The organism is Cellulophaga sp. BC115SP, assembly GCF_009905545.1.
GTDB classification, from domain to species: domain Bacteria; phylum Bacteroidota; class Bacteroidia; order Cytophagales; family Spirosomataceae; genus Flectobacillus; species Flectobacillus rivi.
In genome coordinates, this window is the sequence record NZ_JAAALB010000026.1 from 1 (window position 1) to 21,771 (window position 21,771).

The following is a 21,771-nucleotide window of genomic DNA, read 5'->3' on the forward strand; positions in this document are numbered from 1 at the left end:
GTTAAGCCCAGTACCGTTGATGATACTGCAATCAAATGCGGGAAAGTAAAAAAGCTCCAAAATATTACAAATTAGAAAAGAAGCCACTCCAAAAGAGTGGCTTTCTTCGTTTTATAAGGCTCAATACTGCAGGCTACGATACACCTACCTAAATAAATACCTATGATATCTTATTCTCAAGCTTAATAAGAGTACTTAGAAAGTTTATAATCTTTGATTTTACAGGCTTATTGCCTTGAAGAGTAGTATAAAATTTTAATTTATAGTTTTTACCTATTGATTTTATCAATTTACTATATTAATTTAAAGTATAAATTAAGTTGTAAATAGCTTTTCTACATTTTATGAAAAATCTACTCCAGATACTTGTACTAAGTATATTTTATACCACTACTATAGCTCAGATAAATTTGTCGGGTGCTAGCTATTCTCAGGATTTTAATCAGCTAGCTTCAGGGTTACCTCAAGGTTGGTCTATTCGAACTGGAGCTAATGCTCATAGTTTAGGCAATGATGTTTCAGGTGATTTTGTGGCTACGCCTACTCCAACAGTTATTGGAGCTAATGGGACTTATTGGAAGAATACGACTGCAAAATTCAAAAACTTTGCGTCATTTAAAAGCTCACTGATAGGAAACTACGTGCAACAAGCAAGTGAGCCTGATAGAGCCTTAGGCGTAAGACAAAGCTCAACGTTGGGCGATCCAGGTGCAGCATTTGTACTTTGTATTGCTAATACACAAGCATTCCAAAATTTTCAACTATCATTTGATTTACAATCTTTGGACGATACTAATGGCGAACGACAAACAGTATGGTCAGTCGACTATGGAATAGGTGATAATCCATCTACTTTTTCGACTATATCAACTGGGCATACGACAGGGGCCAATCAGGTTTTTAGTAATCGTATAAACACTACTCTTCCTGCATCTGTTAATAATCAAAATCAAAAAGTATGGATTAGAATCGTAACATTATCGGCGTCAACGAATCCATCAAATGCTTCTAACCCGACTCGTACCTCATCAGCGATTGACAATTTTAGTCTTTCCTATCAACTGATGCCAACTCCTATTACTTTAAGTAGCTTTACAGGAGAAGTCTTGATAAATGAAACAACGCAATTGAAATGGACAACAATTGAGGAATTGAATAATGTCTATTTCTCTGTTGAAAGAAGTACTAATATGCTTGATTTTAGGGAAATTGGAAGAGTGATTTCTCAAGGAAGTTCAAAATTACAAAAATCATATAGTCTAATTGATAAGCAGCCTGTGATGGGCTTAAATTACTATAGGCTTTGTCAGGTTGATAATGACTCAACTAGAACCTGTTTTAAGCCTATAGCGCTGAAAACAGCGTGGGTTGACTCAGAACAACAGGTTAGTATATATCCATCCTTATTTTCAAAAAATCAGCCTTTATTATTAACTTGGATACGAGAAGAGACACCCTATATCGAGATTTATACAATAAATGGAACTTCAGTAGCTTATGAAGTACAACAAAATGGCGATAAAAAATATGTTATTCGATTGAAAGAAGACACCTTTAAGGGTTTAGCTCTTGTTTCAGTATGGTGGAATACTACCAATATATTGACCCAGAAGATATTGATTGAATAAAATAAGAAAAGCTGGATAAACCAGCTTTTCATGTATTAGGAGAATAAATCGATGATGTCGTCTTGTGAAAGTTTTTTCAAGAAACCTTCTTCGGTACTAATTAAATCTTTTACTAAATCTTTTTTCTTTTCTTGCAATAAAAGTATCTTTTCTTCAATGGTATCCTTACAAATCATTCGATAGGCAAATACATTTTTCTTTTGTCCGATACGGTGTGTACGGTCGATGGCTTGTTGCTCAACAGCTGGATTCCACCATGGGTCAATCAAATAAACATAGTCTGCTTCAGTAAGGTTAATACCAACGCCACCAGCTTTTAGACTCATCAAGAATACCCGACAGTTTTCGTCTTCTTGGAAACGATTTACACGATCTTCTCTGTCCTGTGTTTTACCATCGAGATATTCATACGAAATATGATGCTTTTCAAGATGTTCTCTAATTAAATCTAACATTTTGAGAAATTGACTGAAAATCAAAATTTTATGATTTCCAGCATTCTCTTCTATCTCTCGAACAATTTCGTCTAATTTTGCCGAATTATTTTCAAGTGGAATTTCTGTGTTAATTAATGCAGGACTATCACAAATTTGACGTAGTTTTAGCAAACCCTCAAGAATCAAGAATGAAGCTTTTTCTTTACCATCAGTAGCCATTTTTTCTACTAGCTTTTGGCGGTATTCTTCTCGGTAAGAGTCATATACCTTTCTCTGCTTTTTATCCATTTCACAGAAAATAATACTTTCTGTTTTTTCTGGTAAATCTTTAGCTACTTCTTCTTTCGTTCTTTTTAAAACAAAAGGATAAACAATTTTACGTAAATGTGCTGCCTGTATTTTATCCTGTCCTTTGTCGATTGGTGTCGCAAATTCAGATTTGAAGAACTCTTGGCTACCTAATAAACCAGGGTTGATAAACTCCATTTGAGAGAATAAATCAAAAGTATTATTCTCGACAGGAGTACCCGTCATAACTAGACGATTTTGAGCGTTTAATTGTTTTACAGCCTTTGAAATCAAAGAGTCTGGATTTTTGATGGCCTGAGATTCATCCAAAACAACATAATTGAACGGAAATGACTTGAATAGCTCAATATCCGAACGAACCATGCCATAGGTTGTGAGAATAATATCATATTCATGCCAATGATGATTGTTTTTTTGACGAGTACCACCACGATGCACAAAAAGTTTCAAATCTGGGCAAAACTTGCTTGCTTCAGCCTGCCAGTTGAAGATTAGAGTAGTAGGTAGAATAACAAGATTCGTAGTATCCTTATGTCGATTTTGTTGTTCTTGTAAAAAAGTCAACATCTGTAAAGTCTTACCAAGACCCATATCATCGGCTAGAATACCACCCCATTTGAACTCATCAAGAAAGGAAAGCCATTTGTATCCTTCGAGCTGATAGTCACGTAAGGTCGCTTTTACATTGTGAGGAACAGCTACATTGGGAAGTTGCTTGAAATTGAGTAATTTTTGCTTTTTCTCAAACAATTCTTGCTGAACGGCAAAATTATCAATATCAGCACCTAATTCATCAAGAAGTGAAAAGTGGAGTTTTGAGACTTGAACATTTTCCCCTTTAATTTTCCCCAACTTAAAGATATGCTCATATTTCATGAGCCATTCTTCTGGTAAAATTCCCAACGTTCCATCTTTGAGTTCTACATAATTCTGTTTTTTCAAAACAGCTTTTTGAATTTCTTTGAGAGAAACGGTCTGATCGCCGAATACCACCTCAATTTTCATGTCAAACCAATCAATTCCTGAGCTGGTTTTTACAAAAAAGCTAGCTTTATTCGGATTGTATTTGAATTTCTTTAATTCTTGAGTACCGAATATCTTGATATTCTCTTTCTTCATTTCTTCGAAGAAATGAAATAACCAATCATTTTTCAGTACTTCGTTGAAACTTAAATGAAAGAAAGAATACTGACCTTGAGATTGAAAGTCACCGTGCAATTGCTGAATCTTTTCGAAAATTTCTTTCTCTAAGATAGCATTTCGTTCTTGTATGAGAATATCACCATTATGATAGTCTAGGCGACTAGACTTATGGTCATACGCAAATTCGTATTGAATAGGTTCTTTCTTGGGTATTATAGTTTTTTTAGAACCACGTTTAGGAGTTACGATTTCAACGACTGGCTCTTCAGGTAAAATTTGAGAGTAAACAAACCTTGGAACAAAAATGAGATTGTTATCCTCTTCTTTCAACATAAGTTTGGCCTCAATAAATTGAAGCTCTTCCTTTTGAATGTGCTCTTGAAGGTTCACTTCTAAATCAAATTTTTGACTTAGCGGAATAATAAAATCGTGCACAAAACCTTCAAAATCCTCTTTTTTTACCTTAATTACCCCTTGATTGTCGAGGTAGTGTAAAAGATTGGCAATTTCGGGGGAAGCTACTTTATGTAACTGCTCTCCGTATTCGCGTATCCAAAAGCTATTGAGATTAATTAATGATGCAAGTCTAATACGTTTTTTGAGAATACGTGTATAGCCTTCTAGTATAATAAATTCAGCGTCTTGGCGAAGAGTAAAAAACGGAATCACCCTTTCGCTTGATAACGTGATTGGTGTTAATTCGTGATGCGAATTGAAATAAGGTGAGCTTGCTAGAAAAACATTTTTGCCCTGCAATAAATGAAATACCTTATCTAGCTGCTTGCTCATATACTCCTCAATAATTGGTAGAGTATCTGCCGAAACTTGTTCACGGTCAAGATAATCATGGAAGTAATTGAGACGTATTTCTTTTCTTTTAGCAAAAGATTGAATACCATCAGCATTGATGCTATTGATGGTATGAATTACCTGTAGGTCTTCGTCAGAGAGTTGCGGAAAATCTTTGAACTGAGCAGAGTCGAAAGACTTAAAGCCTGACATTTTGCCTTGACCGTTGATTTTACAAGAATGTACCTCAAATTGAACATCGTTGAGATATTTGGCATCTTTGAAATGAACCACATAGATAATCTCACGAGTTTCCTGAAGGTTGGTTTCGTCAGTATTGATTTGAAAAGCATACTCTTCTGGGCGGAAAATCTTATTGTTGATAATACGCCAGTTCTGATAAGAGCTAATTTTCTGAATGCTTTTGTCTAACTTAACTAAGGCTACAGAGCCATCTTGATTGATTTTGAAGTCAAATTTTCCCTTCAAATCATCTTCTAAACTGAAGCCGTATTCTTGAAGAAGTTTATTTTTTTCGGAAGTATAATCACGCATTTTATCAAATGGATTATACGTACCGTATTTTTCTCGAATAGCTAAAATAGCTTGAAGTTTATGTACACAAAGCTGCGCATCAATGGAAGCGTGGCAAGAACAAGAAGTGAAAATTTCTTGATTAAAACGTAGACGTTCAACTTTTACATGAAATGTTTCTTGTTTGTTGGATACATCTACTTCAGCAACACCATTAAGTGCATGGGTAATATTTACCTGAAATAGGTTATCATTACGTTTTTTCCAGTCCTCTTCCTGTACCAATTGTTTGAGTGACCAATCGTCGAAGGAGCCAATTTTTAGAATATGTTGAGCTGTGATAAACTTTGGTTTTGCAGCAGTTGTAGAAACCTTTGACGAGGTTGGATTCGTTTTGATATATTCCTTTAAAGATAAAAGAGCAGCCACACGGTGTTTGCAGATACCTCCCCAGTCATATTCGCAATTACACTTAGTTCGAATAATTGAGCCATTCCAATTTTTGATGTCAACTTGATAGAGTTTAGGACCTGACTCGCTTTTTACTTGATATTTAGCTTCTCCATCACCTTCCATTTGGATGCTTTCGAGCTTACAAGCTTTGTTGTGAAATAACTGTATTCCTTTATTATGAACTTTAGGTAACGAATTCCCTTTTAAGAACTTATCTAATTTATCGCTAATCACTGAAGACATTTATCGTGCGTGTATTTTGATTAATCCGCAAAGATACGGATATTAGATATGGTAATTCTGGAAAATTTCGAAAAATCCAGAAAATATTCAAATCTTATTGATACCCAATGAGTTTGGACATCCTATTAGATTTTACACCGAATCATTATTATAGTTATGACACCTTTTGCACGCTTCCCTTTTTTGAGGTATGTGATATGCCTTATTGTCGGTATTTTATTGGCTCCGTATTTTGCTGGGTACAGGTTTGGACTTATGATTAGTCTGGTGAGCCTTTTTGCCTTGTATATTTTTGCCTACATAAAACTTTCGAAGAACCTGACAGGATTATTGGGCTTACTGATGGTGATAGGAATAGGTATCTTAGTGGTTGATATAAAGAAAGAAATCCTTTTCAAAAATCACTATTCAGATTTTACTGATACAAAAGCGGTTCATTTAGTGGAAATTGTGGAAATGGTAGAGGAAAAAGCAAACACATGGAAGGCAATTGCTGAAGTGAGAGAAGTAATTAAAAATGATACAATATATTCAAGTCATGGCAAAATTTTATTGTATGTCGATAAGAAAGCAGAAAGAAAACCAGAGTTAGGAGAAAAATACTGGTTGATTAATCACTTACAAAAGATACAAGCTCCGAAAAATCCTTACGAATTTGATTTTAGGAGATACATGGAACTACAAGAAATTTTTGACCAACAATATGTAAGAAAAGGCGACTTCGTATATGCAGGTGAAACAGAACATAAAAGCATTTATTATTATGCGATGCTATTGAATCGTTATGCAGATAGGACGGTTATCAAAGCTATTCCGAAGAAATCGGTTTATGGGGTGGTCAATGCTATGGTCTTGGGTGTAAGAGACGAGTTGGATTCGCCTTTAATGCAAGCCTATTCGGCGGCAGGTGCTATACATGTACTTTCGGTATCGGGAATGCACGTTGGTATTATTTATCAAGTGCTAATTATTTTATTAGGCTTTATTAAGAAAAGAAAAAGCCGATGGGGCCGAACAACCTTTGTGCTTGTAGTATTAAGCTTGCTTTGGTTTTATGCTTTCTTGACGGGACTTTCATCTCCGGTATTACGATCTACATTGATGTTCTCGATGGTACTAATAGCAGAGTTTATCAACAAAAAACAGAATACTTATAATACTGTTGCTTTCTCTGCTTTTGTATTGCTTTTATGGAATCCTAATTTCATTTTTCAGGTTGGATTTCAACTTTCTTATTTGGCAGTTTTAGGAATGTTAATTTTTCAACCATTATTGGTCAAATTGTGGATAACTGATATCCACAAAGGTTTTCATGTAAGAATATTGTATTGGTTTTGGGAGTTGACCTGTGTATCTGTGGCAGCTCAATTAGCTACTTTTCCACTGACGGTATATTACTTTCATCAATTTCCGTTGTACTTCTTATTCGCTAATCCTTTTGTAATATTCTTTTCTACCTTGGTGCTTTGTGTAGGTTTGCTTTTTATCGTTATATATCCTGTTTGTAAGTTATTTAAGGTGTATTTTGTTCTTGAATATCTTGGAAAGCTATTAGAATTTCTGACGGATTTATTAAACCTTTCGGCCAAAGTAACAGAAGAATTACCTCACTCAATGATGCAATTTTTACACTTTTCAAAGTTAGAAGTAGGCATAATTTTTGCGTTGTTGATAACTTTTTCAGCATTGTGGATAACTAGGTCATTTGTGTGGATAAAAAGTAGTGTTTTATTGATGATTATACTGATATTCCTACAGGTTAAAGAGCAATTTAATATTAGTGAGCAAAAACAATTAGTTATCCACAGTATTCCGAAGGGGCACGCTATAAGTGTGTTGGATGGCACAAACGCATTGATTATTGGCGACAGCAGTTTTCTCGAAAATAAGAAAGAAATAGGCTTTAGATTAACCAATTATTTTTCAGAGAAAGGAGTGAAGGATACCTTGAGTGAAAGTTTGTTACAAACCAATGCTACTCGAGTATTGACTTATCAACAATACAAATTACTGTATATACCTTTTAGGCTCAATAAGCAAAAAGTAGTTTCGAGTACCACATTCGACTGGGTAATTATAGGTAACAAAGCAATCAAAAAACTCGAAGATTTAGAAGGTTTGAAATACAAAGCCTTAATCTTGGATGGTTCTTGCTCAGAATATTATGCACAAAAGATTTTGAAACAATCTGAGGAATGGGGAGTTAAAGCAGAGTATCTGCGACAAACAGGTGCCAAAGTTTTGTTTGGAAAATAAAAGCTTTGGTCAATGATACCTTACGCCATGTCGAAAAACTGTTACCATTCATCACAAGCTGTTTTTAAATTCGTGTATTAAAATCTATTTTCGTTATTGGATTATTTCAAAAACCCATACTAAAGCAAGTTTATTAACTCAAACACAACCATTCAACATGCTAAAAAATGCTACTAAAGTTTCCTTGGCTATGTTGTCGCTTGGCGTTGCATTAAATGCTCAAGCGCAAGATAAAAAAGGAGATCCTAAAGCCTCTGCTGCTGCGCCAGCGGCTGTGGCTGCTCCAAAAGCTGATGCTCCTAAACCTGGACCAAAACCATACAAGGAAGTTATTACTGACAAAGCAAAAACTTCTAAAGGCTTGTTTACAGTTCATAAAATTGAAGATAAGTATTACTTCGAAATTCCTGATTCATTGATGGGTCGTGAAATTATGACTGTAACACGTGTGTCTAAATCTGCAACAGTGCCAGGTTCGGTAGGCTTGCCAGCTTATGGTGGTGAAATGCTAAACCGTCAGGTAATTCGTTTCGAAAAAGGACCAGATAATAAAGTATTCTTGCGTGGTGTTCAGTATATCAATGTGTCGGCTGATTCAACACAACCTATCTATAAGGCTGTTCGCAACTCAAACGTTGACCCAATCGCTCAAGCATTTGAAGTAAAAGCTTTCAAAAAGGATTCTGTTTCAAAATCTACCAATACGGTAATTGATATTTCGGATTTCTTCAAAAGTGAAAACCAAATTATTTCATTGCCACCTGTAATTAAGACTGCGTACAAATTGACTACGCTTGCTCCTGATCGTACTTATTTGACTTCTATCAAAACATACCCAATCAATACTGAGATTAGAGCGGTTCGTACTTACAATGGTGCGCCTTCTATGCCTGGTGCTCCTAGTGCGATGCCTTCGGTTTCTTTACCTTCGGTTGCTACAACGGGTGTGATGACAATGGAAGTGAATACTTCGATGATTTTGTTACCAAAAGTACCAATGAAGAAACGTAACTTCGACCCTCGTGTTGGTTTCTTTGCAAATGGTTACACTGTTTTTGATGAAAACTCACAAAGAACAGAAGACCAAACTTTTGCAGTTCGTTGGAGATTAGAGCCTAAAAATGCTGAAGATGCAGCAAAACAAAAGAAAGGGGAAATAATCGAGCCTAAAAAACCAATCATTTACTATATCGACCCAGCTACTCCAGCAAAATGGAGAAAATACTTGAAAGCTGGTATCGATGATTGGCAAAAAGCGTTTGAAGCTGCTGGATGGAAAAATGCTATCCGTGGTGAAATCTTGGCAGACAACGATACTACAATTAGCCTTGAGGATGCTCGCTATTCGGCGGTTCGTTATTTTGCTTCTGATATTGAAAATGCTTACGGTCCAAACGTTCATGACCCACGTTCAGGTGAAATTTTAGAAAGTCATATTGGTTGGTATCACAACGTAATGAAGTTGTTGAAAAAATGGTATATGACTCAAGCGGCTGCCGTAGACCCACGTGCTCGTAAAAGCAAATTTGATGATGAGTTGATGGGTGATTTGATTCGTTTTGTATCATCTCACGAGGTTGGTCACACTTTGGGCTTGCGTCACAACTATGGTTCAAGTAGCACAGTTCCTGTAGAGAAACTTCGTGATCCAAAATGGATTGCTGAACACGGTCACACTCCATCTATTATGGACTATGCTCGTTTCAACTACGTGGCACAGCCAGAAGATGGCGTAAAAGATTTGTATCCAAGAATTGGAGAATATGATATTTGGGCAATCAAATGGGGATACCAGACGTTGGATGGTGCAACTCCAGAAGACGACCAAAAAACATTGAGCAAAGAGTATATCCAAGAAATTGCGAAGAATCCAAGAATTTGGTTTGGTACTGAAACTAACCCTTATGACCCTCGCTCTCAAAGCGAATGTTTGGGTGACAACAACATGTTGGCAAGTGAATATGGTATCAAAAACTTGAAGCGTATTGTACCAAACTTGATTGATTGGACAAAAGAAGAAGCTCAAGATTATGATATGTTGACAGAATCATACAACGAAATCGTTACACAGTATCGTCGTTATATTGGTCACGTAGTGAAAAACATTGGTGGTATTTTTGAAACACCAAAGTCAGCAGACCAAACAGGTGTTGTATATGAGCCAACGCCAAAAGCTACTCAAAAAGAAGCGATCACTTGGTTGAACAAATATGTGTTTGATACACCAACTTGGTTATTGGATGAAAAAATTCTTTCTCGTATTCGCCCTGACCAAGGTTTAGATGCTATCTCAAGAATTCAAGATGCTGCATTGTCTAGTATTTTCTCTATCGACCGTTTACAGCGTTTGGTTGAAACTCAATCAAAATATCCAACAGCTTACGGTATCGACGAAATGTTGACAGATGTAAAATCAAACGTTTTTGCTGAGCTTAAAACTAAAAAAGCAACAGATAGCTTCCGTCGTAACTTGCAGAAAAACTACGTTGAGAAATTGATTGCAACGGCAAACGCTTCTGGCGCTTCTATGTCTGGTGGTTTCTCTTTCAGAGGTACAGTTGTACCTGCAGCAGTTGACCCTCGTAAAACTGATATTGTTTCAGTAAGTCGTGGACACTTGTTGGCATTGAGAGACGAAGTAAAAGCTAGCTTGCCATTGATTCAAGACAAAATGACTAAGTATCACTTACAAGATGTTTTGTTCAGAATCGAAAAAGGTTTAGACCCAAAATAATCAATAGCCAAAAGACACAGAAGTATATTCAGTAGATAAGTTCTGTTTTATGCTTCTGTGTCTAAACTATTGAGCACAATGAATTACGAAAATCCTACTAGCAATAGTGGGATTTTTGCTTTATATGGTAACTTTATTGTGGAATTGGATAGAGAAAAGCAATTAATGAAATGGACTTTGGAAAACTTTCAAAATTTGATGTAGAGCGTGTCGATTTTACTCTCTCTCAAGATAATGCCTTTAACTTGGAGGTATTGACTGGAACAAAATCAACAAAACCTAAAATCTGGATAGGATGTCCCATTTGGGCAAATAAAGATTGGAATGGGAAAATATATCCGTTTAATGCCAAAAATCAAGATTACCTTTCTTTATATGCCAAACAATTCAATACGATTGAGTTGAATGTGACACATTATCAAATCCCTAATGAAGAAACCATTAATCGCTGGTTAACCGAAACAGAAAATGGTTTTTTGTTTTGTCCAAAATTTCCTCAGGTTATCTCGCATGATAAACAACTCCAAAATGCACAAGAGCTGAGTCAGTTGTTTTGTAATAATATTTTGTCATTAGGAGATAAGCTCGGTTCTAGTTTTTTGCAATTAGCCCCACAGTTTGGTCCAAGACAACTACCTATTTTGGAGAAATATATTCAATCTATACCTCAGTCATTAAAGTTTTCGGTCGAATTCAGAAACGAGGATTGGTTTAAAAATCCAACCATTTGGCAAAACACCCTACAAATGCTCAAATCCTATCAAGTTGGAACAGTAATAACCGACGTGGCGGGGCGACGAGATGTTTGTCATCAAAGTCTGAGTACCACTACTGCAATGATTCGTTGGGTTGGTAATGAACACCCTTCTGATTATAAACGAATAGATGAATGGGTACAAAGAATTAAACAGTGGTTAGATAACGGCTTGGAAGAATTATACATTTTTGTACATATCTGCGAAAATACCATTGCACCAGAAATGGCAAACTATTGGATTCAAGAACTAAATTTACATTGTAATTTGGAGATTAATCCACCAAAGTTTTTACCCAAAATAGAACAAATGAGCTTGTTTTAAGGATTATATAAATGCTTGAATCGCAGATAAATGCAAAAATAGATAGATAATACTTGGTGTTTGTATATTCTTCGTCTAACTTTGCGCCATGAACAGCACAATTACACATCATCATCACCACTTGATTTCCTAATCGGGAATGGGCTGATGCGTGTTTGTGCCATTTTGAAGAATTGAATTATTCAAAATATACAAAAAGCCTGATTCCTAACCGAGTCAGGCTTTTTGTATTTTGGCAGTATCCTAAAAATTACATTGAAGGCTCTAATCGATAAGCCTGACCATAAATTTACCGTAAATGAAAACTGTAATTATTAAGTACAATGCTGGTAACGTTCAGAGTGTCATGTACGCTATGGACCGTATAGGAGCATCTTATCTTTGGACCGACGATGAGCAAGAAATTCGTACTGCTGATAAAGTGATTTTTCCTGGGGTGGGTGAGGCAAGTACAGCCATGAGTTATTTAAGAGAAAAAGGCTTGGATAAAGTAATCCCTTCTTTGACACAACCAGTACTCGGAACTTGCGTAGGTATGCAATTGATGTGCCGCCATTCTGAAGAGAATAATACTACTTGTATGGGAATTTTTGATTTAGATGTGAAGAGATTCGATTCAACCAATTTCAAAGTTCCTCATGTAGGTTGGAATAATATTTACAATCTCAAAACAGACTTGACACAAGGCTTACGAGAAAACAGCTATATGTATTTTGTGCATAGTTACTTTGCTGAACTAAGTCCTTATACCGTTGCTGAGTGTAATTATGTACAACCATTTTCAGCAATGCTTCAAAAAGATAACTTCTATGCAGCACAGTTTCATACCGAAATTAGTGGAAAAGAAGGTCAGTTGATTTTGGAAAACTTCCTAAAGCTGTAACTATATAAAAGAAATCATTTTGCTCAAGCCTTTGACTTGTAGCTCAACATAAACAGAACAATATTGCGATGATTCAGATTATTCCAGCAATTGATATTATCGATGGCAAGTGCGTACGTCTTACTCAAGGAGATTATTCTCAGAAAAAAACTTATAATGAAAACCCTTTAGAGGTGGCCAAGTCATTTGAAGATGCAGGTATTCAGCGTTTACATTTGGTTGACTTAGATGGTGCTAAACAAAAACGCATTATCAACCATAAAGTTCTTGAAACAATCGCCAACAAAACCAGCTTACATATCGATTTTGGAGGAGGAGTACAGTCAGATGAAATGATTCAATTGGCTTTTGATTATGGTGCAAAACAAGTAACAGGTGGTAGCGTAGCAGTAAAAAATCCTGAGTTGTTTGAAAAATGGTTGCAAGAATATGGTGGTGAAAAAATCATTTTGGGTGCTGATGCCAAAGATGAAAAAATTGCCATTTCTGGTTGGGAAGAGTCAACAGAAAAATCGGTTTATGATTTTGTAGGCGAATATATTGCTAAAGGAGCAAAATATACGATTTCAACAGATGTTGCCAAAGATGGTTTATTACAAGGACCAAGTTTTGATTTATACCAAAAACTTCAAGATCGTTTTGCAGACTTACATATCATTGCAAGTGGTGGGGTATCTGAATTGAAAGATATTATTCAGTTAAACGAAATGAATGTCTTTGGTGTAATTGTAGGAAAAGCTATTTACGAAGGGCGTATTACGTTAAAGCAATTAGCCGATTTTCATAAATAGAAAACAATATCAAGTTTACTTATAACTTCTTATCAATGCTAACGAAAAGAATTATTCCTTGTTTGGATATAAAAGACGGTAGAACTGTAAAAGGAACTAACTTCGTTAATCTCCGCGATGCTGGCGACCCTGTGGAATTGGGCGCAATTTACGCCGAACAAGGAGCTGACGAATTGGTATTTTTGGATATTACCGCAACTGTAGATAACCGTAAAACCTTGATTGATTTGGTGCGTAATGTGGCACGTCATGTCAATATTCCCTTTACGGTAGGTGGAGGTATTTCTTCTATCGACGATGTTTCGGCTTTATTAAATGCAGGTGCCGATAAAGTTTCTATTAATTCCTCGGCCGTTCGTCGCCCTGAATTGATTAATGAGTTAGCATTACAGTTTGGATCTCAATGTATTATTGTTGCGATAGATACTCGTTTTGTGGAGGGTGAACATATTGTGCATACGCATGGAGGACGTAAACCTACCGAATTGCGTACTATTGCCTGGGCAAAAGAAGTAGAAGACCGTGGAGCAGGTGAAATTCTGTTGACTTCTATGGATACAGACGGTACAAAAGCTGGTTTTGCCAATGAGCTTACCGCTACTATTTCTGCAAATTCTTCTATTCCAATTATTGCTTCTGGTGGTGCTGGAACCATGGATCATTTTACAGAAGTATTTACTACCGGAAAAGCTGATGCTGGATTAGCCGCAAGTATCTTTCATTTTAAAGAAATAGATATTATCGAACTAAAACAGTATCTCCAACAACAAGGAATTTCAGTAAGATTATAAATAAATCAAAATTGTAGAAGATGAATTGTGAATGATGTCATTTACAACTTATCGTTTACAATTCATCATTCACACATTTATCAATAAAGAGCTATGCAATTAGATTTTGAAAAACAAGGAGGCTTGATTCCTGCCGTTATTCAAGATGCCAAATCCGACAAGGTATTGATGTTGGGATATATGAATCAAGAGGCGTTGGAAAAAACAGAGAAAGAAGGTGTGGTTACATTCTTCAGTCGTTCAAAACAACGTCTTTGGACTAAAGGAGAGACTTCAGATAATTTCTTACATGTAGTCGAAATCTTAAAAGACTGTGATGAAGATACACTTTTGATTAAAGTTAATCCAGCCGGACCTACTTGTCATACAGGTGCTGATACTTGTTGGAATGAGAAAAATGCGCCAGGACAGGCAGGTTGGTTGAACTATTTAAAGGCTGTTATTCGTGAGCGCAAGAATAACCCTTCAGAAAAATCATATACAGCAAGTTTATTTGAAAAAGGAACCAATAAAATCGCTCAAAAAGTAGGAGAGGAGGCTGTAGAGCTAGTGATTGAGGCTATGGACAACAACAATGATTTGTTTAAGGGCGAAGCAGCAGACCTATTGTTTCACTATTTGGTATTGTTAGAGCAAAGAGGTATTGATTTTGACGAAATCATTGACGTACTTCGTACAAGACATAGCAAGTAGCTATTGTTGAAGCTCAAACATCTTCAAACCTTTTTATACAAACAATGGTCAATTTCATCATTAAGTATTTATTGATTGCGATTGCTGTGATTGTATTTGCTAAATACATTGATGGTATCGTAATTCAGGATGATAATTTTATCATATCCTTGAAGGTGGCTATAGCGATGGGTTTTGTAAATACCTTCCTCAAGCCTGTTCTCAAAATTATCAGCTTTCCTATTACTATTCTTAGTCTAGGATTATTTTTATTAGTAATCAATGTGATTCTGGTGTATTTGGTGTCACATTTTGTTACGGGTTTTAATGTCCACGGCTTTGTACCTCCATTATTGTTTAGCTTTGGTATCTCTGTGGTATCCACAATTTTAGGATGGATTTTAGACTAATAAAAAAATGAGTAAACCTTATCTTAATTAAGGTTTACTTTTTTTTTGCGTGCCGTTTTTAGTACAAAAAAAGAAAATAATGGATTAATGGTAAAATAAAGGATTTTATTTTAAAACATTCATTATTCTTCCTATCTTCGTGCCCTCCAAAATACTCTCACTTTTCTTTTTGGCATATTTTTTGAAATGTTAGCCAACAAATTGCAAGATAAATAGTTATGTCTTTTGTGTTACCCTTGACAAGAACCGCCAATGACGTCAAGAGCACAAACCTGACAGGGTTTGTCCGATTGATAATTAATTGAGTAGTTACATTTGAATTAGTCTATTAACACATGAAAAAGATCCTTCTTTTATTTTTAAGCTCGTTACTTACATTTCAGATACAAGCTCAAAAGAGTAAGTATGCTTCATCTACCATAAAACCTCAAGAACGCTCCAATATAGAAAAATCACTTAATTGGGCGTCTACGTCATCTCAGCATATATCTGATACTAGAGGTTATGAAATTGGAGTTAGTGCGGCTCCTGTAGATAGAGATTCTATTTATCATGAGGTTGATATTGCACCTTCATTTCCTGGAGGTGATGAAGCTGTTCGTAGATTTATCGCTCAAAATCTTATTAGACCTAAAGGTTCAAAGGGCGAGGTTGTTTTGGTGAAGTTCTTAGTTGAACGTTATGGCGAAATTAGCAAAGTGCATATTGTAGAAAGCAATGGCGATCCTCAAATCAGTGCTGAAGCTATTAGAGTAGTACGAAAAATGAATGCTTGGAATCCCGGTAAAATTAGAGGTATAGAGGTAGCATCGTATTATGTGTTACCTGTTCGTTTTTAAACAACGTTACTATAAAATATAAAACAAAATAGGCTCGGTCACCCGAGCCTATTTTGTTTTATGGCGTACCATGTTGAAAGGTAACTTCTGTGGCGATTCCCATAGCACTAAATCGGATACTCATAGATAGCGCACTAGATTTCTGTGTCTTGTTTTGACAGTGTGTACCGGGTTCAAAAAAGTAGATATAGTATTTTTGATTACGGTCTGCCAGTTGTTGAATGTCTGGTTTTCCTAAATAATCATCCATATCGTTGGCACTAACACCTCTTATTTCTTCTTTCAGGCTTTTTACTTTTTCTAACATGGCTAATCGTTTGCCTTGACAACCACCTCTGTCTGATTTCCATGTTTCCAAATCGAGTCCTGCCAAGTTGGGTTGTTTGGTACAAGCCAAAGTGCTAATCAATAGAAATATCCCAATGAACCCACTGATAATTTTTTTCATGTTGATAAATGTTTTATTATAATTTACTCAATCGTTCGCCAGCTATCTCTAAAGTTTGATCATCTTTGGCAAAACAAAATCTTAAAATTTTGTAATCGTTTTTCTGATGATAAAAAACAGAAACAGGAATACTTGCTACACCGATTTCTTTGGTAAGGCGTTGTGCTAATGCCAAATCGTTCTCGTCAGTAATTTTGGCATAGTTAACACACTGGAAAAAGCTACCACTTGCTGGAGTCCATTCAAATCTACTTCCCTGAATACATGAAATAAACTTATCACGTTTTTCTTGATAAAACTTTGAAACGGACAAATAGTTATCGGGTTCTTGAAGAAACTCCGCCAAAGCATATTGGATAGGAGTTACAGTAGAAAATGTTAGCCATTGGTGCACTTTTCTAAACTCCTCGCTGAGCTGTTGTGGAGCTAAGCAATATCCTACTTTCCAACCAGTGACATGAAATGTTTTGCCAAACGAACCACAAACAAAGGTACGCTTTTGAAGTTCAGGATGACGAATAGGGCTCCAATGATTATGACCGTCAAAGATGATATGCTCGTACACTTCATCACTAACGATAAAAATATTGGTATCCTTCACAATAGCTGCTAATTGCTCAAGATCGTCTTTGCTCATGACCGTTCCTGTTGGGTTATGAGGTGTATTGAGCAAAATGAGTTTTGTCTTTTCTGTGATTTTGGCTTTTACGACCGACCAATCAATCTGGTAATTATTTTCTGGAGTAAGCGTAACATAGACAGGAATACCGCCGTTGAGGCGAACAGCTGGCTCGTAAGAGTCGTAGTTGGGTTCGAGTAAGATAACCTCGTCGCCTGTTTGTACCACAGCTGTGATGGCGGCGTATAGTGCCTCAGTTGCACCCGACACAATCGTGACTTCTTGGTCAGGATGATAGGAAATACCGTAAAGTTCTGATGTTTTTTGTGCAATAATTTCACGCAAAGGCTGAATGCCAGATAACGGAGCATATTGGTTCATGCCTTTGCGTAAATATTTTTCGACTAATTCAATCAATTTGGGAGAGCACTCAAAATTGGGAAAACCTTGTGACAGATTGAGTGCGCCATGGTCATTGGCTAGTTTAGACATGACCGTAAAAATGGTAGTACCAATATGGGGTTGCTTAGATTGTAATTGCATGTAAAAAATCAGCCATTGTGAACATGCAAAATAAGGTAAGGATTAGCAAGTATCCCAACATATCGACAAGTATTAGGACTTAAATTTCAAGAAACCATTCCAGATATCCTTGTTCTATAATCCCCTGAACCTCTAAGTCTTCGTTGAAAATAACCATATTGGCTTGGAAGCCTTCTTCTATCTTGCCTAAGGTTTGGTCTTGTTGGATGGCTTGAGCTGGATACGTAGATGCCATACGTAAGGATTCATCCAGAGAAATACCTACTTTTAAGTAGCAATTAATAACCCCTTGAATCATGCTAAGCGCCGAACCTGATAAAATACCATTGGTATCGACATAGCGATCGCCAGCGTGAATAAATTTATAATCGCCAGAAATGTCTTCAGTAACGGCATCAGTTATGATAAAAAGGCGTTCGCCCATCATTTTTTTCGAAATACTTACCGTCGGGTAACTTACGTGTACACCATCAGGAATAATACTTGCCCAAACATCGCTATCATAAGTCGCACCTACAAGTCCTGGCTCACGACTCTGAAACTGCGACATGGCATTGAAAAGGTGAGTAACTCGTTTAATACCTTTATCAAAAGCTTCTGTAGCTTGTTCGTAGGTAGCAGAACTATGTCCTGCCGAGATGATAATATGGCTGTCAAGTAAGTACTCTAGTTGCTCTTTGGTAAACTCTTCTGGAGCGATTGTCATATAGGTTGGTAACCCTTTTGACGCTTCTACCACTTGAATGAGTTCTTCATTGGTGGGCTTTCTAATAAATTCAGCTACGTGTGCACCACGTTTAGGAAAACTAAAATAAGGACCTTCCAAATGTAACCCTGCCAAGCCTTTTCCGCCTTGAGCTAAATAATCTTTAGCGACTTGGATAGCCTCTAATATTTTATCAAGTGGCGTAGAAGAAAGAGTAATTTGAAAATGACTTGTTCCTGAACGTCGTATTTCTTGATAGGTTTTTTGAATTGTCTGAATACTTGTGCTAGAGTTGAATAAACTACCGCCACCACCATAGATTTGAATATCTACAAAAGATGGAGCAATAGAATACCCTCTCATGTCTACCGTTGAGAGTTCGCTATCAATTTGTTCCTCTGGGATAATTTGCAAAATACTTTCATCCTTGATGACAATTGCATGTTGTTCAAGAATTTTTGAGGAAGTATAAATTTTGCAGTTTTTTAATGCGTACATAAGCTAAATGGTTAACGTAATGAATGAGGTAAGTTTTCGTAGTAGTGTGTATAAAATAGGTTGATGAAGGGACAAACTCTTATTGAATTGTTTCTACATCAATCACAATTTTCCAAGTATTTTTTGATTCTTGTTGCCAAACTCTCAGAAAACTGCCCTTGATGTCTTTATCTTGAGCTTTTCCTGAAATACTCCCATAAACACAAGCCAAGTCGGTAGCTTGTGATACGATAGTTTTGAGGCCTGTATAAATGAGTTTTTTCTGATAATTTTTTTGTAGAAAAGCTATAGCATTGGCTTTTCCCTCTATTGGGATGTTGTTATCTCTAATTAGTAAGACGTTTTCAGCAAGGTGCGGCTCGTGTGGGTTCAATGATGTTTGAGCATTTTTCCAGTAATAAAAATCCTTCATGAATACAAAACGTTCTGCTTGAATCACCGAATTACTTGATGGTTTGAAGGCACTAAATCTTTCTTTGAGTACTTGGTTGGGATTGGCTTTGTGTGCAACACCTATGTCGGCACGAACACGCCAATCGCCTGTATTTTGCTTTTGCCAAAGCGTGACAAATGTACCAGTTGCGGAAGCTGTTGTTTGTGCGTTGGCTGAAGCCTGCCAATTACCAATAGAGTAGCCCAAATCCCCTGAAAGTGCCATTCCTGCATAGATAGGTTGCCATTGTAATAAGCCTTGAGGTTTTTTGTTTTTCCATATTTCCAGGCCATTTTGAGGCATTCCTCTGTCAAAAACTACGCCATCAGGTGCTAAAAAATAGAGAAAGGCAACTGGTGTATTTTTATCTAATGCCATTTTAGCAAACGCTTTTTCTGTCGCAATCATTTGAGCGATAGCTTCTTTGGGTAAAGCATCCTGAAAACGGAAAGCTGTCAATAACAAGCAGATAAGAAAAGTAAATCGCATATCGTATAAATATTGAGTGATTGAGTGGTTTGTGATTAAGTGATTTTTACAAATATCTATCTTCTCAGACGTAATGCTTTGTAAATTATAGATTAAAAATTAATCACTCATTCGCTCAATCACTCATTCACTCAATAATTGAAGTTACAATGAAAATAGTTATTTCTTAAGCCACTCTGGGTGCTTTTTGTGAAAATCGGTAGCATCTTGGTAGATTTTGGCTACCTCCAATAACTTGCCTTCACCAAACAATTTCCCCATAAAAGTAATACTTGTTGGACGCCCTTCTGGACGGAAACCGTTGGGTAATACCACGCAAGGGTGCCCCGACAAATTGGTTAATGTCAAGTTGGCATTACCAAAGGCTGGTGAAATATAAACGTCTATATCTTTGAGTTTAGTCTCCATATCCTGAATAAGCTTGGTACGGAGGCGATTGGCTTGTAGGTATTCTACCGCAGGAATAAAACGAGACGCACGGAATGAATTTGGCCAAGCATTCTTGATTTGTCTGACCATCGTATCGTCTTTGCCATTGCGTGTTAGTTCATCAAATGCTGTGGCAGCCTCAGCGCTAAGGATAATGGTCATGTCTCCTACTGGATAGTTAGGAAGTTCAAGTGGTATTAACTCTGCTCCTAATTTCCGTAAAGTTGCCAAGGATAGTGAATCTTGGCTCTTGGTTGGGTAATTTCGATCAAAATCTTTTTTCAAATAAGCGATTCTGATACCTTTCAAGTCTTTTCTATTACCATTAAAACTAAACGAAGCATCAATGGTACTGAGGTCTTTCCCGTCGGTTCCTTTAATAGCATTAAAGACAATCGCACAATCTTCGACTGTTCTACATATAGGACCAAGTTTATCCATCGACCAGCTCAAAGCCATGGCACCTGTACGAGGTACGCGACCAAAACTTGGACGAAGTCCAGTAGTTCCACATTCGGAAGAAGGCGATACAATAGAGCCTAAAGTTTCGGAGCCAATAGCAAATGGTAATAGTCCTGCCGAAACAGAGGATGCCGAACCAGCCGACGAGCCTGACGAACCACGTTTGAGATTCCAAGGGTTTTTGGTTGTTCCTCCAAACCAAACATCTCCCCAAGCTAGCTCTCCGAGTGTTAGCTTGGCACAAAGCACAGCACCAGCTTCTTCGAGACGAGTCACGACAGTCGCATCATAGTCCAACACTTGGTCTTTGAATGGTACAGAGCCCCACGTGGTTTTATATCCTTTTTTAGCTAGTAAATCTTTTGCGCCATACGGAATACCATGTAATAGACCTCTATATTTCCCTTTGGCTATTTCTGCGTCAGCTTTTTTGGCTTGTTGAATGGCCAAATCTTCTGTAAGGGTAATTACACACGCTAATTGTTTGTCATAGGTTTTTAGTCTTTCCAAGAAAAACTGTGTTAGTTCTAATGAGCTAATTTGTTTGGTACGAATCAATTCAGCCAATTCACGAACACTCATAAAAGCCAAATCACTTTTATTTATAGGAAGTTTAACATTAGGGTTTGTTGAGGGAATAAACTTTGAGGGAGTTTTATCAAAAGTAAATCCTATGGGTAAAGGATTAAAGGCAACAGCTGGAGCAACCTCATTGTTGATAGGGACCTTTCGAATTTCTTCAAAATTCCTTCGATTATCAGTCACATCAAAAATCATGGAATCAGCTTCTGCTTCCGTAAACTCCAAGCCTAATAGTGATTGGGCATGATGGATAACATTGGTTGTGATTGGTTGATTTTCAATCTTTTGATGTATAAAAGCTCCAAGGAATAAGCTACCAACGCAAGCTAATGGTAGGACGTAATGTTTTTTCATAGAATTGATATTAGTTTGTTAAATGCATAAAAGGAGAAGGTTTTGTTCTACTCTAAAGTTAAGCCAAAATGGGAAAGAATTGTTTGATGAAAGAGAAATTTAGCTCAACATCAAAGTTTAGATGCGAAATGAAATAACAAATAATTGAGAATTTTCGAGAATAACCTATAGTCCGATTTTTTTGTTGATTATCTTTGGCACAGCAAATCTATTTGAT

General features: G+C 36.6%; 16 protein-coding genes. 10 read left to right on the top strand and 6 right to left on the bottom strand.

Annotated features, from left to right (window positions below):
* Nucleotides 1-344: 344 nt before the first annotated feature.
* Complete coding sequence (locus GVN22_RS17535) at nt 345-1,628, top strand: hypothetical protein (protein ID WP_166552313.1); 1,284 nt, start codon at nt 345-347, stop codon at nt 1,626-1,628.
* Between the two features lie 35 nt (nt 1,629-1,663).
* On the opposite strand, the gene GVN22_RS17540 is transcribed toward GVN22_RS17535, so the two are convergent.
* A complete protein-coding gene (locus GVN22_RS17540; RefSeq protein ID WP_166552314.1) occupies nt 1,664-5,536 on the bottom strand; it encodes a DEAD/DEAH box helicase in 3,873 nt (1,290 codons plus the stop codon).
* Between the two features lie 156 nt (nt 5,537-5,692).
* Here GVN22_RS17540 and GVN22_RS17545 point away from each other — a divergent pair, with 156 nt between their 5' ends.
* The 9 genes from GVN22_RS17545 (at nt 5,693) to GVN22_RS17585 (ending at nt 15,991) form a co-directional block, all read left to right on the top strand.
* Complete coding sequence (locus tag GVN22_RS17545) at nt 5,693-7,792, top strand: ComEC/Rec2 family competence protein (protein ID WP_166552315.1); 2,100 nt, start codon at nt 5,693-5,695, stop codon at nt 7,790-7,792.
* A 157-nt stretch (nt 7,793-7,949) separates the two neighbouring features.
* Nucleotides 7,950-10,526, top strand: coding sequence for a zinc-dependent metalloprotease (locus GVN22_RS17550; protein ID WP_166552316.1), 2,577 nt, complete (start codon nt 7,950-7,952; stop codon nt 10,524-10,526).
* A gap of 170 nt (nt 10,527-10,696) precedes the next feature.
* Nucleotides 10,697-11,605, top strand: a complete 909-nt coding sequence (locus GVN22_RS17555; protein WP_166552317.1) for a DUF72 domain-containing protein — start codon at nt 10,697-10,699, stop codon at nt 11,603-11,605.
* Nucleotides 11,606-11,903: 298 nt separating this feature from the next.
* Complete coding sequence (gene hisH, locus GVN22_RS17560; RefSeq protein ID WP_166552318.1) at nt 11,904-12,488, top strand: imidazole glycerol phosphate synthase subunit HisH; 585 nt, start codon at nt 11,904-11,906, stop codon at nt 12,486-12,488.
* A 71-nt stretch (nt 12,489-12,559) separates the two neighbouring features.
* On the top strand, nt 12,560-13,279 hold the full coding sequence (gene hisA, locus GVN22_RS17565; protein WP_370520432.1) for a 1-(5-phosphoribosyl)-5-[(5-phosphoribosylamino)methylideneamino]imidazole-4-carboxamide isomerase: 720 nt from the start codon (nt 12,560-12,562) through the stop codon (nt 13,277-13,279).
* 35 nt (nt 13,280-13,314) lie between these two features.
* Nucleotides 13,315-14,070, top strand: coding sequence for an imidazole glycerol phosphate synthase subunit HisF (hisF, locus tag GVN22_RS17570; RefSeq protein ID WP_166552320.1), 756 nt, complete (start codon nt 13,315-13,317; stop codon nt 14,068-14,070).
* 93 nt (nt 14,071-14,163) lie between these two features.
* Nucleotides 14,164-14,763 carry a bifunctional phosphoribosyl-AMP cyclohydrolase/phosphoribosyl-ATP diphosphatase HisIE gene (gene hisIE / locus GVN22_RS17575; RefSeq protein ID WP_166552321.1) on the top strand — a complete coding sequence of 200 codons (600 nt, stop codon included), beginning with the start codon at nt 14,164-14,166 and terminating at the stop codon, nt 14,761-14,763.
* A 44-nt stretch (nt 14,764-14,807) separates the two neighbouring features.
* Nucleotides 14,808-15,152: a phage holin family protein gene (locus GVN22_RS17580; protein WP_166552322.1), complete on the top strand. Its 345-nt coding sequence runs from the start codon at nt 14,808-14,810 to the stop codon at nt 15,150-15,152.
* A 335-nt stretch (nt 15,153-15,487) separates the two neighbouring features.
* Nucleotides 15,488-15,991, top strand: coding sequence for an energy transducer TonB (locus tag GVN22_RS17585; RefSeq protein ID WP_166552323.1), 504 nt, complete (start codon nt 15,488-15,490; stop codon nt 15,989-15,991).
* 58 nt (nt 15,992-16,049) lie between these two features.
* On the opposite strand, the gene GVN22_RS17590 is transcribed toward GVN22_RS17585, so the two are convergent.
* The 5 genes from GVN22_RS17590 to GVN22_RS17610 form a co-directional block, all read right to left on the bottom strand.
* Nucleotides 16,050-16,439 carry a hypothetical protein gene (locus GVN22_RS17590; protein WP_166552324.1) on the bottom strand — a complete coding sequence of 130 codons (390 nt, stop codon included), beginning with the start codon at nt 16,437-16,439 and terminating at the stop codon, nt 16,050-16,052.
* Between the two features lie 16 nt (nt 16,440-16,455).
* Nucleotides 16,456-17,601: a methionine aminotransferase gene (locus GVN22_RS17595; RefSeq protein ID WP_166552325.1), complete on the bottom strand. Its 1,146-nt coding sequence runs from the start codon at nt 17,599-17,601 to the stop codon at nt 16,456-16,458.
* Nucleotides 17,602-17,680: 79 nt separating this feature from the next.
* A complete protein-coding gene (gene nagA / locus GVN22_RS17600; protein WP_166552326.1) occupies nt 17,681-18,805 on the bottom strand; it encodes an N-acetylglucosamine-6-phosphate deacetylase in 1,125 nt (374 codons plus the stop codon).
* A 79-nt stretch (nt 18,806-18,884) separates the two neighbouring features.
* Nucleotides 18,885-19,727, bottom strand: coding sequence for a hypothetical protein (locus GVN22_RS17605; protein WP_166552327.1), 843 nt, complete (start codon nt 19,725-19,727; stop codon nt 18,885-18,887).
* A gap of 159 nt (nt 19,728-19,886) precedes the next feature.
* Nucleotides 19,887-21,554, bottom strand: coding sequence for an amidase (locus tag GVN22_RS17610; RefSeq protein ID WP_166552328.1), 1,668 nt, complete (start codon nt 21,552-21,554; stop codon nt 19,887-19,889).
* Nucleotides 21,555-21,771: the final 217 nt, after the last annotated feature.